This window comes from Hymenobacter mellowenesis (assembly GCF_030581005.1).
Lineage (GTDB): Bacteria > Bacteroidota > Bacteroidia > Cytophagales > Hymenobacteraceae > Hymenobacter > Hymenobacter mellowenesis.
Genome location: NZ_JAUQSX010000007.1, coordinates 325,559 through 338,439, shown reverse-complemented (window position 1 = coordinate 338,439; position 12,881 = coordinate 325,559). Strand labels below are relative to the sequence as shown.

General features: G+C 62.2%; 7 protein-coding genes. 5 read left to right on the top strand and 2 right to left on the bottom strand.

The genetic code is table 11. The annotated features are described in order from the left end of the window. Nucleotides 1-105 precede the first annotated feature (105 nt). Entirely contained in the window at nt 106-2,715 is a 2,610-nt protein-coding gene (locus tag Q5H92_RS15505; protein WP_305012452.1) for a M14 family metallopeptidase, read from the bottom strand. 250 nt (nt 2,716-2,965) lie between these two features. Between Q5H92_RS15505 and Q5H92_RS15500 the strand changes: the two genes are divergently transcribed. After that, the gene (locus tag Q5H92_RS15500) at nt 2,966-3,679 is read left to right on the top strand and encodes a hypothetical protein (RefSeq protein WP_305012451.1); all 714 of its coding nucleotides are present in this window, start codon (nt 2,966-2,968) and stop codon (nt 3,677-3,679) included. Nucleotides 3,680-3,859: 180 nt separating this feature from the next. On the opposite strand, the gene Q5H92_RS15495 is transcribed toward Q5H92_RS15500, so the two are convergent. Then, the gene (locus tag Q5H92_RS15495) at nt 3,860-6,820 is read right to left on the bottom strand and encodes a leucine--tRNA ligase (protein WP_305012450.1); all 2,961 of its coding nucleotides are present in this window, start codon (nt 6,818-6,820) and stop codon (nt 3,860-3,862) included. Nucleotides 6,821-7,076: 256 nt separating this feature from the next. Here Q5H92_RS15495 and dnaG point away from each other — a divergent pair, with 256 nt between their 5' ends. The 4 genes from dnaG to Q5H92_RS15475 all read left to right on the top strand — a co-directional run bounded on the left by dnaG (nt 7,077) and on the right by Q5H92_RS15475 (nt 12,871). Beyond that, nucleotides 7,077-9,167 carry a DNA primase gene (dnaG, locus tag Q5H92_RS15490; RefSeq protein ID WP_305012449.1) on the top strand — a complete coding sequence of 697 codons (2,091 nt, stop codon included), beginning with the start codon at nt 7,077-7,079 and terminating at the stop codon, nt 9,165-9,167. A 149-nt stretch (nt 9,168-9,316) separates the two neighbouring features. Then, nucleotides 9,317-10,372, top strand: coding sequence for a potassium channel family protein (locus Q5H92_RS15485; RefSeq protein ID WP_305012448.1), 1,056 nt, complete (start codon nt 9,317-9,319; stop codon nt 10,370-10,372). 76 nt (nt 10,373-10,448) lie between these two features. Continuing rightward, nucleotides 10,449-11,705, top strand: coding sequence for a glycosyltransferase family 4 protein (locus Q5H92_RS15480; RefSeq protein WP_305012447.1), 1,257 nt, complete (start codon nt 10,449-10,451; stop codon nt 11,703-11,705). Continuing rightward, the gene (locus tag Q5H92_RS15475) at nt 11,702-12,871 is read left to right on the top strand and encodes a glycosyltransferase (RefSeq protein WP_305012446.1); all 1,170 of its coding nucleotides are present in this window, start codon (nt 11,702-11,704) and stop codon (nt 12,869-12,871) included. The genes Q5H92_RS15480 and Q5H92_RS15475 overlap by 4 nt, the downstream gene beginning before the upstream one ends. Nucleotides 12,872-12,881 lie beyond the last annotated feature (10 nt).

The window sequence follows — 12,881 nt, the reverse complement described above, 5'->3', positions numbered from 1 at the left end:
GAGTTGATTGACCACTCGTATGAGTTGGTGCGGGCATCATTGCCCAAGGCCGTAAAAGCGGCGTTAAAACTGTAGCTCGGACTCGCAGAGTCCAAGCTACGGTGCTTACTGCCCGACCAGAAAAACGGCATTCCCAAACATCAGCTTGCCGCCCTGCCAGAAGGCGCGGAAAAGCGGGTTGTCGCCCAAGTACACCACCGAGCCGCGCCCTAAATCCTGGGTGCCAACGACGAACGTGTCGCTGAGTTCCTTCCGGGCCTTGGTGCCGGTGAAGCCGGCCGAGTAGCTGTCTTTTTTGATGACGCCCACGTTCCAGCCGCCTTTGCCCAGGAAACTGTAGTTGAGCGGGTTGCGCACCAGGGCGAAGTAGGTGCCGCCGTAGCCGAAGGCTAGCGGGTGGGTGTTGTCGAGCTGCACGCGGTAAATGCTGCCCTGCACGGCGTCTTCGGCTTCCTCGCGCTCGGCGTCGCCATAGCGGCGCAGCAGGCGGTAGGGGTTAGCCTTCAGGTCTTTCTTGATGGCAGTGGAATCGGTGGTTTTGGGCTTGAGCAGGAAGTCTTTTTTGCCAGACAGGAATTTGGCCGCGCCTTCCAAGGCGATGAGGCGGCCGCCGTCGCGCACCCAGGCTTTGAGGCTTTCGAGGTTGCGGTCGTTGTACACGTCGCCGTAGCCGCCGTTAGGCAGAATGAGGACGTCGTATTTATTCAGCGAAACGCGGTTGAGGTAGTCGGTGCCCAGCACCGTGAGCGGGTAGCCGAGCTGCTGCTCGAAGAAGTGCCACACCTCGCCAAACGCCGTGGCATCCACGCCCGGCCCGGCCACCACGGCCACCGTGGGCTGCTTCACGAAGTGCACCGAGCTGGAACCTAGGTCGCGCCCCGAAGTCGAAAAACCCGATTTAACGGCCATCACCGTCGTGCCGGCCGAGTCGGCCTGGGCGCGCACCAGCTGGTCGAACCGCGCCCCGAGGCCCTCGTTGCCGGTGCGGGTGATGATGAGCGTGCCGGGCGCGTACTGCTGGCCTTCCGATTCAAAGGCCTTTTCAGCGTAGCGCACCTTCACTTTCTGTTGCAGCAGGCGGCTGAGGAAGCGCACGTCCTGCAAGGAGTTCCAGCGGGCTAGGTAGGCGTAGGGGCGGTCGGCGGTGGCGGCGCTCCCTTTCACGCTGGCCGTGGCGGGCGCGCCGGCCGAGGCATCGAGGCGGCCGGGCACGGCGTAGGACTTCAGGCCAAACGCGTAGGGCAGGGCCCAGGAGGTTATATCGTAGGTGAGCGAGTCTTCGAGTTGCGACTTGGGCTCGAACAGCACCTTCACCAGCGTCGATTTGGGTTGATACATGCTGATAACCACGTCGCGCGGCTCGATGGTGACGTCGCCGGTTTTGCCGGTGGTGTAGTTGAAGCCTTTGGTTTTGACACGCTTCGGGGCATAGCCGTAGCGAATTTGGTTGCGGTCGAGGTACTGGGTGAAGGCGCGGAGCTGGCCGGGGTCGTTGCCGGCCGACATTACGTAGCTTTTGAACTCGCCCTGGGGCTTGCTGGCGGCGTTGGCGAAGTAGCTCTGGAACTCGCGCACGAGGTCGTCGTGCCGCTCGGCGGTGGCCTGGATGGTGGCGCGGCTGGCGGCGTGGTGGTGGGCAATGCGTTGGGCCAGCGTCAGGGTGTCGCCGTCGAGGCGGGCGTAGGCCAGGCCGCCGGCCCCGCCGCCGCCCTGCTCATACGTCATGCCAATGGCGCCGTTGAAGCTGGGCCAGGTGTCGCCGTAGGTGGGCGCGTACAGGTCGTAGACTTCGCGGGTGAAATACAGCCAGTTGTTCTTGTCGAAGGCCACTTTGTTGTAGTCGCCCAGCACGCCCTGAAACTTGCGCTGCCAAGCCGTGAGGTCGGCGTGGTAAGGTTTGGCGGCGGGCGAGAAGTAGTAGGTGTTGTTCGGGCCCATCTCGTGGAAGTCGGCGTGGACCTCGGGCAGCCACTGGTTGTAGAGGGCGATGCGCTGCTTGGTTTCCTGCTGAGTTTGCCAGGCCCAGTCGCGGTTCAGGTCGAAATAGTAGTGGTTGAAGCGGCCACCGGGCCAGGGCTCGTGGTGCTCCCAAGAGTCGGGGCTGGCATTCACCGACTGGTTGCGGACGCGGTTGTACCAGTTCACGTACCGGTCATGGCCGTCGGGGTTGATGCAGGGGTCGACGATGACGACGGTGTTTTTCAGCCAGTCCTGCATCTGCTGGTCCTGCGGGTTGGCCAGGTCGTAGAGCACCTGCATCACGGCTTCGGAGCTCACCGCCTCGTTGCCGTGCACGTTGTAGCTCAGCCAGCACACGGCCGGCTGCTGGCGCTGGCCGGTGCCGCTTTCCAGACCGGCCAATTTCAGATTGTTGTGACGCACGTCTTCCAACCGGCCGAAGGTTTCGGCGTTGGCAATCTGCACCACTTCGAGCGGGCGCTTTTCGTAGGTGCTGCCGTAGCGCACCAGTTTCATGCGGCCGGGCGAGTGGGCGGTGATGTGGGCCACGTAGCGCAGCAGCTCGGCGTGCGGCGTGAACTGCGCGCCCAGCTTGTAGCCCAGGAATTGCTCGGGCGTGAGCAGGGGGCCGGCCGCGTCGGTGGTTTGGGCGCGGCTTGTGAAGCTGAGCAGCAATAGCAGCCCGGTAGCTATTGCGCCGAAAACCTGCCGTTGGGTTCGCAGGAGCTTAAAATTCAGCCAGGAAAAACCGGTCATTTATGAACGAGAAATAGTGTGAGGGCAAACGTACTGCCAGCCAGCGGAAAGACGTGGCGGTCCCGCTTCAGTAAATGCGCATTGGCCTCTTTTGCTTCTCCAAAAAAGACTATCGAAGCCGGTAGCTTCCTGTCCAAAAGAAGCTGACGTGACGCAGAATGCTATCATGTTTTGTCTTGCTGTTCAACCGGGTACGCTCAATGCTGTCGTATATAAACCTTCTTTCTAAACTTACCCCCAGCACTTTGTTATGATTGATGCCAACAAATCGCTCCGGCTGCTCCAGGTGTGGGTAGGAGTGCTCACGCTGCTCGTCGTAGGCCTGCTACTGGCGCTGGTTTATCTGCTGCAAACCCAGCGGAGCCCGGTGCTGACGGCCGAGCGCATCAACATCGTGGAGCCGGACGGCCAGCTCAAAATGGTGATTAGCGGCAGCCGGCGGCAGCACCCGGGCATGCTGAACGGACGGTCCCTGCCAGCGCGCGAGCGCGGAGCGGGCCTGACTTTTTTCAACGAGGCAGGCGACGAATGCGGCGGCCTGCTATACAACGGCAACCCGCGCGAGGCCAGCATGGTGTATTCCATCGACCAGTTCCGCAACGACCAGCTGATGCAGCTGCAATACGACCAGCGCGCCGGCACCGGCCCGGTGGTGAGGAGCTACGGCCTGAAGCTCTGGGACCGCAACGACAGCTTCCCCCTGACCCGGGAACTGGCCTACCTCGATTCACTAACCGCCCTGCACGACACGGCCGCCTACCGGCGCGGCGTAGCGCAGCTCGTGGCCTCGAACCAGCTGGGGGCGGAGCGGCTGTTTCTGGGCCGGGCGGCCAGCGGCGAAACCGGCCTATTTCTGCGCGATTCCAAAGGGCGTGTGCGCCTCAAAATCTACATCGACACGCACGACCAGCCGGTGATGCAGCTCGTTGACGCTTCCGGCCAGCCGGCCAAGCTGCTGCCTTAGCCGCTAAAGACGCGCCACGATGCTAAGAGCAAAGAGGCCCGTTGCAATCGCAACGGGCCTCTTTTAGAAATATCCAAACCGTCATGCTGAGCGCAGCCGAAGCATCTCTACCGCGAGAGTAAATAATTACTACTGCGGTAGAGATGCTTCGGCTGCGCTCAGCATGACCGTTCCGTTAGCCTACACCACCACGTTCACCATGCGCCCCGGCACCACAATCACCTTCTTGGCCGATTTGCCTTCGCCGTGCTTGGCCAGGAAATCGGAGGCCAGCACGGCGGTTTCAATCTCGGCAGCGGTGGCGGCGGCGGCGAACTGCATTTGCTCGCGCACCTTGCCGTTGATGGCCAGCGGGTAGGTCACGGTGTCCTCCACCAGAAATTCCTCGCGGAACTCGGGGTAGCTGGCCGTGGAGATGCTGCCGGCCTCGTGGCCCAACTCCTGCCACAACTCCTCGGCGAGGTGCGGCGCGTAGGGCGACACCAGCAGCACCAGCGGCTCCAGGATGGCGCGCTTGTGGCACTTGAGTGCCGTGAGCTCGTTCACGGTAATCATAAACAGGCTGACGGAGGTGTTGAAGCTGAACTTCTCGATGTCTTCCTGCGCCTTCTGGATGGCGCGGTGCAGCACCTTGAGCTCGGCGGGCGTGGCGGGCTCATCGGTGACGGCGAGGGGGCCGTCTTCGGGGTGGAAGAGGCGCCAGAACTTCTTGAGGAAGCCGCCCACGCCGCTGATGCCGTTGGTGTTCCAGGGCTTGTACTGCTCCAGCGGGCCGAGGAACATTTCGTAGAGGCGCAGGGCGTCCGCGCCGTATTTGTCGATTAGAATGTTGGGGTTAACAACATTGTATTTCGACTTCGACATTTTCTCGACTTCCGAAGCAGTCAGGAAGACATCAGAGCCACCGAATGGGAAAGCGGTGAAGCTGCCATTTTGCCAATAGCCACCAGCACAAACGAAAACCGCATCCTGAATATCTGGGTGCGATGACAGATACTTATCAATATCAAGTTTATTGTTTTCGACTTGCGAAATGTCAACATGCAGTGCCGTTAAACTGCCGGAGCTAACACCTTCAGTTGGGCGGAATCTGTCTCGGATGTCCTGGCTGACAAATACATTCTTCGTTGGCAAACTGAGCTCAAATTCACTTGACGAAAAATGCAGCTTGGTGAAAGGAGTATCCAAGGCTGCTTGAGTTTCCGCAGTTGTTGCCTCAGGCTTCACAGCCTGATTCAATCGATAAATCTTCTCCGAAACCCCCAGAATCATCCCCTGGTTAATCAGTTTCTGGAATGGCTCGTTGCTGCTGACGAGGCCCAAGTCCTTCAGGAATAGGTACCAGAAGCGGGCGTAGAGCAGGTGGCCGGTGGCGTGTTCGGCCCCGCCCATGTAGAGGTCAACGCTGCCCCAGTACTGCTCGGCTTCCTCCGATACGAAGCGGGCTTCGTTGGTGGGGTCCATGTAGCGGAGGTAGTACCACGACGAGCCCGCCCAGCCGGGCATGGTGCTCAGCTCGTAGGGGTATTTGCCTTTATAAAGCCAATCCTGGGCGCGGCCGAGGGGCGGCTCGCCGGTTTCGGTGGGCTTGTATTCGTCGATTTCGGGTAGCACCAGCGGCAGGTCGGCCTCGGCGATGCCGTAGGCGGTGCCGTCCTTGTAGTAAATCGGAATGGGCTCGCCCCAGTAGCGCTGGCGGCCAAAAATGGCGTCGCGCTGGCGGAAATTCACCTTGCCTTTGCCCAGGCCCTTCTCTTCGAGGAAGGCAATGAGCTTCTGCGTGGCCTCCTTGTAGGTGAGGCCGTTGATGATGCCGGAATTGATGTAGCGGCCTTCTTTGGTGGGGTCGGCCTGCTGGTCGAGGCCCTGCTGGGCATCGGAGATGGCGGGGATGGGCAGGTTGAAGTGCTTGGCGAACAGGTAATCACGCTGGTCGCCGCTGGGCACGGCCATCACGGCGCCGGTGCCGTAGCCGGCCAGCACGTAGTCGGCCAGCCAGATGGGCACGGGCTCGTTGTTCACCGGGTTCAGGGCGTAGGCGCCGGTGAAGACGCCGGACACGGCCTTCACGTCGGTCATGCGGTCGCGCTCCGAGCGGCGCTTGGTGGCAGCGATGTACTCATCGACGGCGGCGCGCTGGCCGGGCGTGGTGAGTTCGTCCACCAGCTCGTGCTCGGGGGCAAGCACCAGGAAGGTGGCGCCGTAAATGGTGTCGACGCGGGTGGTGTAGACCTTGATTTGGGCGGTTTCGGAGCCCTGCACCGGGAAGGTGACTTCGGCGCCGATGCTCTTGCCAATCCAGTTGCGCTGCATTTCCTTCACGGCATCGGGCCAGTCGAGCTGGTCGAGGCCTTGCAGGAGGCGGTCGGCGTAGGCAGTGATGCGCAGGTTCCACTGGGGCATGAGGCGGCGCTCGACGGGGAAGCCGCCGCGCTCGCTCAGGCCGTCTTTCACTTCATCGTTCGAGAGCACCGTGCCCAGGCCGGGGCACCAGTTCACGTAGGTGTCCTGCTGGTAGGCGAGGCGGTAGGGGAGCACGGCGGCCAGCTTCTGCTTTTCCGAGAACAAGGCCCACTGGCCGGCTGAGAAGCTGAGGCGGTCGCCATCGTCGCCGGCGGCGCGGATGCCCTCGCTGCCGCTGGCGGCAAAGCGGGCGGTGAGCTCGGTGAGGGGCTCAGCCTTATCGGTATCGAGGTTGTACCAGGAGTTGAACAGCTTGAGGAAAATCCACTGCGTCCACTTGTAATAAGAGGCATCCGAGGTGCGCACTTCGCGGCTCCAGTCGTAGCTGAAACCGAGGCTGCTGAGCTGCTGCACGTAGGTTTCAATGTTCTTCTCGGTGGTGATGGCGGGGTGCTGGCCGGTCTGGATGGCGTACTGCTCGGCGGGCAGGCCAAAGGAGTCGAAGCCCATGGGGTGCAGCACGTTGAAGCCGCGCAGGCGCTTGTAGCGCGTCACGATATCGGAGGCAATGTAGCCCAGCGGGTGCCCCACGTGCAGGCCCGCCCCCGAGGGGTAGGGGAACATGTCGAGCACGTAGTACTTGGGCTTGTCGGAGTGGTTCTCGGTGCGGAAAGTGCGGTGCGCTTTCCAGTGGGCCTGCCACTTCTTTTCAATCTCTTCGGGGCGGTATGCGGGCATCTTGCGCGGAGTTTATTCCGGGCAAAGGTAGGACGTAGGAGAAAGTAGGGCGAAATTTGTTGTGTCACGTACTGTCGCACTATCAGAACTTCGTTTAGAACGTCATGCTGAGCGCAGCCGAAGCATCTCGCGTGTGGTAGTAATCAAAACCGCAGAACGATTGAGTTAGTGGTGGCACGCGAGATGCTTCGGCTGCGCTCAGCATGACGTTCTTGTATTAGCCGCTTCCGCCCCATTTGCCCCCGAATAGCCACCCATGGCCCGCATCCCCAAAGAATTAGTTGACCACATCATCCAGACCGCCGACATCGTGGAAGTCGTCGGCGACTTCGTGCAGCTCAAGCGCAAGGGCCAGAACCTGTGGGCCCCGTGCCCGTTCCACAACGAGAAGTCCCCATCCTTCTCCGTAAACCCGGCCAAGAGCCTGTACAAGTGCTTCGGCTGCGGCAAGGCCGGCGGCGTGGTGCAGTTTGTGATGGACGTGGAGGGCACCAGCTATGTAGAGGCGCTCAAGTACCTGGCCAAGAAGTACGCCATCGAGATTCAGGAGGAGGAAAAGACGCCCCAGCAGCAGCTGGAGCAGAACGAGCGGGACTCGCAGTTCATCGTTTCCGATTTCGCCAAAAACCACTACCACCGCCTGCTGCTCAACTCCGAAGAGGGCATGAGCATCGGCTACGGCTACCTCAAGGAGCGCGGCCTCAACCTGAGCACCATCCAGACCTTCGAGCTCGGCTACTCGCTCGACAGTTGGGACGACCTCATGAAAGCCGCGGAAACGGCCGGTTTCGACAAGAAATACCTGGAAAAAACCGGCCTCACCGTCATCCGCACCGACGACCAGGGCAAGGACACCGGCCGGCGCTACGACCGGTTCCGGGGCCGCGTGATGTTCCCGATTCACAACATCAGCGGCCGGGTGGTGGGCTTCGGGGCGCGCACGCTGAAGCGCGACGACAAGATGGCGAAGTACCTGAACTCGCCCGAGTCGGAGATTTACCACAAGTCCGATGTGCTATACGGTCTGTTCCAGGCCCGGCAGGCCATTCGGACGCAGGAGGTTTGCTATCTGGTGGAAGGCTATCTGGACGTGCTTTCGTTGTACCAGGGCGGGATTAAAAACGTGGTGGCCTCGTCGGGTACCTCGCTCACGGAAGGCCAGATTCGGCTCATCAAGCGGTATTCCGATAACGTGACCGTGCTCTACGACGGTGACGCGGCCGGCATCAAAGCCTCGCTGCGCGGCACCGATTTGCTGCTCGAAGGCGGCCTGAACGTGCGCGTGGTGTTGTTTCCGGACGGCGACGACCCCGACAGCTACATCCGCAAAGTGGGCGACCAGCGCTTCACCGAGTACATCGAAACCAAGAGCCAGGACTTTATCACTTTCAAAACCACGCTCGTGGCCCGCGAGGCCTCCGGCGACCCGGTGAAGAAGGCCGAAGCCATCCGTGACGTGCTGCACAGCATCGCCAAAGTGCCCGACGCCATTAAGCGCCAAGTGTTTTTGCAGCAGACGTCGGCCACGTTCGGCATCGATGAGCAGGTGCTCATCACCGAGTACAACAAGCTCGTCAAGTCGCCCAGCCAGCAAACCAAGCTCAGCGGCCAAGGCGACAACCGCGGCAACTACGGCAGCGGCGCGGGCAGCGCCAATACCGGGTACCCGCCCAGCTCAAACCCGCGCTCGGCCCCGGCGACGCGTCCGATGAGCGACGAGGAGGAGGCCGAAATGCTCATGTACGGCGGGGCCGAAGCGGCCGAGTCTCTGGGAAACTCGTTCACCTCCGCTCCTAAAAAGGCCGCCGAGGAGGAAGAAATTCCCGACATGCTCCAGGTGTGCGAGCGCGAGGTGCTGCGCCTGCTGGTGCTCTACGCCGGCCGCGAAATCGAGCCCGAAATGAGCGTGGCCGGCTACCTCATGGGCCAGCTCGGCGAGTACCCGCTCCAGAAGCCGCTCTACGCCGAAATGTGGGAAATCTGCCGGCAGGAGCTGCTGGCCGGCCGATTTCCCGACGCCCGCCTGCTGGCCCAGAACGAGCGCGAGGACATCCGTCAGCTCATCACCGACCTGGCCACCGAGCGCTATGAAATCAGCCCCAACTGGCGCACCAAGGAAATTTACGTCTTCAACGAAGTCGACCTGCCCCAACTGGCCTGCGACAACGCCGTGCTGCGTCTCAACAAAGTCCACGTGCAGCGCGAGCTCGACCAGTGCCTCGAACGCCTGCGCCACCCGCTGGAAGATGCCGAGATGTTCGAAATACTCGGCGACATCAAGCGCCTCAAGGAGCTGGATAACGAGCTGGCCGCCCTGCTGGGCACCGTGGTGGCGCGGGGCACTTGAGTTATTCGAATAAGGAAGAAGAACGTCATGCAGAGCGCAGCGAAGCATCTTGCCCGCAGCCACTAATCCTGTCGATTGGATTGCGTTGCGCGGGCAAGAAGCTTCGCTGCGCTCTGCATGACGTTCCTTTGAGGATTCAACTGTAAAAAATGCTCCAGCGCCTCAACATCAACCGCCTGATTCTGGCCGTCGTCCTCACCGGGCTGAGCCTGATTTTTGGCATGGCGGGCTTCATGGGCATCGAGCATTACCACCCCATCGATGCCTTTTACATGACCGTGACGACCATCGCCACGGTCGGCTTCGGCGAGATTCATCCGTTTTCGCTGGCCGGGCGGCTGTTTGTCTCCTTCTACATTCTATACAATCTAGTGGTGGTGGCCTACCTCGTGTCGGTTTTCTCTTCCTTTATCTTTGACGGCGAGCTGCGCAAAATTTATCGAATGATTCGAACCGACCAGGAAATCAAGCGTTTTAGCGGCCATGTCATCGTGTGTGGCTTTGGCCGTAACGGCCGCCGGGCCTACCAGGAACTCGTGGCCAATGGTGTGCGCGTGGTGGTCATCGAAATGAACCAGGAGCTGATAAAAAGCCATGCCGAAGGTGAAACCGAAGAGGACTACGACGGCGACGGCGTGGCCGGCGGCAACATCTTCGCCGTGTACGGCGACGCCACGGCCGACCGGATTCTCAAGCAAGCCGGCGTGGAGCGGGCCTCTTCGCTCATCACCGCCCTGCCCAAAGACGCCGACAACGTCTTTGTGGCCCTTTCGGCCCGGGCCCTCAATCCGCGCCTGCGCATCATCGCCCGGGCCTCGCAGAAAACCTCGGAAAGCAAGCTACTCTCCGCCGGCGCCGACTCCGTGGTGATGCCCGACGAAATCGGCGGCTCGCACATGGCCAACCTCGTGGTGCGCCCCGAAGTCATCCGCTTCCTCGACCTGATTTCGGGCCTGAGCGCCGACAAGCTGCGCCTCGAAGAAATGACCTTCGAGCAGCTCCGGCGCGACCTGCACGGCCGCAGCATTCGCGAGCTCAACGTGCGCTCCATCACGGGCGCCACCATCATCGGCATGCGCCAAGCCGATGGCTCGCTGCTCGTGAGCCCGCCCGTCGACTACGTGCCCGCTCCCGGCGATGTGCTGCTGTTGCTGGGCAGTGAGGAACAGATTGAAACCTTCGAAGTCCGGTTTCGCCAACTGTGAGCGATGATGGCTGCAGCTTGAGACCTTCATTCGACCCCTTCACAAAGCGCGGCCCTATTCTACCTTTGCGGGCCCTATGCACATTCTGCAACTCTGTCCGCGCGTCCCATTTCCGCCCCACGACGGCGGGGCCATTGCCATGTATGACGTGGCGGCTGGCCTCGTGCAGGCCGGTCACCGCGTCACGCTGCTGGCCATTAATACGCCCAAGCACCGCCAGCCTGCCGATGCCCTGGCCCATCTCGGCCCCAACCTGCGGCTGGTGCTGGTGGATGTCGATACGGCCATTTCGGCTGGCAAAGCCCTGAAAAACCTGCTTTTCAGCCGCCAGCCCTACAACGTGGAGCGGTTCATGAGCCCGGCAGTGGAGGAGAAGCTGCTGGAAATCTTGCGCGGCGAAAAGGTTGACATTGTGCAGATGGAAGGCACCTTCGTGGCTTGGTATGCTGAGTTGCTGGGCCGGCAGCACCGCCAGGATTTCCAGGTGCCGCCGCTGGTACTACGCGCCCACAACGTGGAATACACCATCTGGCAGATGCTGGCCGGCCGCGAAACCAACCCGCTCAAGCGCCGTTTTTTGAAAACAATGGCCGACCGGCTGGAGAAATTCGAGCGCCGCCACCTGCGCCAGTTCGACGCCATTGCCGCCATCACTGAGGCCGATGCCGACCGCCTGCGCGCCCTGCACTGCCCCGAGCCCATCGTCTTCATCCCCGCCGGTGCCGACCTAGCCCGCCTGCAGCCCGACCCCGCCATCCGGCCCCAGTCGCGCACGCTGTTCATGATTGGCTCGCTTGATTGGCTGCCCAACCAAGAAGGCGTGGAGTGGCTCTTGCGCGAGGTCTGGCCCACATTCCACGCCGAATTTCCCGATGTGGAGCTTCACATTGCCGGCCGCAACGCGCCCGCGCACTTACTCAATCTGAAGGCCGAAAACGTCACCATGCACGGCTTCGTAGAGTCAGCCCCGGCCTTTATGCAGCAGCACGGGCTGATGCTGGTGCCGCTCCTGAGCGGCGGCGGCATGCGTGTCAAAATCATCGAAGGGATGGCCGTAGGCAAGGCCATTCTCAGCACCAAACTAGGCGCCGAGGGCATTGCCGTGCGCGACGGCCACGACATCATCGTGCGCGACAGCCCGGCCGAATGGCTCCAATTCCTGCGCACCTGGGCCCGGGGCGAAGTCGACCTGACCAGCATCGGCGCCAACGCCGCCCGCACCGCTACCGAGGTGTACGACAACCGCCGCGTGGTGCAGCGCTTCGTCGATTTGTACGAGCAATTGCTTCTGCCCGCGCCGGCCGGCACGCCCGCTCACTCGCCGCCCGCATGAAGCTGCTCGTTCTCCTTTCGCGCTTCCCGTACCCGCTCGACAAGGGCGACAAGCTGCGCGCCTTCCACCAGTTGAAATATTTGGCTGAGCGCCATAAAATCTGCCTTTTCGCCGTGACGGACGAGGCCGTGACGCCCGAGGCCGACGCGGCCGTGCGGCCCCTGTGCCGGGGCGGCCTGGTGGTGCATCGCCTGCACCGGCCCGGCATTGCGGCCAACATGGCCCGGGCGCTGGCCACGGGCCGGCCGCTGCAAGTGGGCTATTTCTACGATGCCGGGGCCCAGCACGAAGTCGATGCGCTGCTGCGCGACTTCCAGCCCGACCACGTCTATTGCCAGCTCATCCGCATGGCCGAGTACCTGCGCCCCCACGCCGGCCGGGTGCCCATGACGCTCGATTACATGGACGTGTTTTCGGCCGGGGTGGCGCGGCGGGCTACGCAGGCGCCGTTGTGGCAGCGCCCCGTGATGGCGCTGGAAGCCCGCCGGCTGCTGGCCTACGAAGCCGAAGCCTTCGACTGGTTCGCTCACCACACCATCATCAGCGACCAGGACCGGCAGCTCATTCAGCACCCGCGCCGCCAGGAAATTCGGGTGGTGCTCAATGGCATCGATGCCGAACGGTTTCGGCCCCTGCCGAAGGTGGCGAAGGAATATGACGTGCTGTTTTCGGGCAACATGAGCTACCATCCCAATGTGGACGCCGCTGCATTTCTGGCCGAGGAAATCATGCCGTTGGTGCGCGCCCGCCACCCCGATGCCCGGCTGCTGGTGGCCGGCACCACGCCCGCGCCGCGCGTACAGGCGCTGGCGTCGGCGCACGTCATTGTGAGTGGCTGGGTGCCCGATATTCGGGCAGCCTATGCTTCGGCGCGGGTATTTGTGGCGCCCATGCGGGTGGGCACGGGCCTGCAAAACAAGCTGCTGGAGGGCATGGCCATGCATCTGCCCTGCGTGACCACCCCGCTGGCCAACAATGCCCTGGGCGGCACCAACGGGCAGGAGTTGTGCGTGGCTGAAACCGCCGCCGCCATCGCCCACGACATCATCGGCCTGCTCGACAACCCTACGGTAGCGGCAGAACTCGCCACCCGCGGGCAGGAATTTGTGAAAGCCCACTACACCTGGGCCGGCGCCACGGCGCAGCTGGAAGCGCTGTTTGAGTAGTCGGATTACC

What these genes read in the sequence shown, in the direction of transcription:
- Q5H92_RS15505 (WP_305012452.1), bottom strand. Translation starts at nt 2,715, where the DNA reads ATGACCGGTTTTTCCTGGCTGAATTTTAAGCTCCTGCGAACCCAACGG.
- Q5H92_RS15500 (WP_305012451.1), top strand. Translation starts at nt 2,966, where the DNA reads ATGATTGATGCCAACAAATCGCTCCGGCTGCTCCAGGTGTGGGTAGGA.
- Q5H92_RS15495 (WP_305012450.1), bottom strand. Translation starts at nt 6,820, where the DNA reads ATGCCCGCATACCGCCCCGAAGAGATTGAAAAGAAGTGGCAGGCCCAC.
- dnaG (WP_305012449.1), top strand. Translation starts at nt 7,077, where the DNA reads ATGGCCCGCATCCCCAAAGAATTAGTTGACCACATCATCCAGACCGCC.
- Q5H92_RS15485 (WP_305012448.1), top strand. Translation starts at nt 9,317, where the DNA reads ATGCTCCAGCGCCTCAACATCAACCGCCTGATTCTGGCCGTCGTCCTC.
- Q5H92_RS15480 (WP_305012447.1), top strand. Translation starts at nt 10,449, where the DNA reads ATGCACATTCTGCAACTCTGTCCGCGCGTCCCATTTCCGCCCCACGAC.
- Q5H92_RS15475 (WP_305012446.1), top strand. Translation starts at nt 11,702, where the DNA reads ATGAAGCTGCTCGTTCTCCTTTCGCGCTTCCCGTACCCGCTCGACAAG.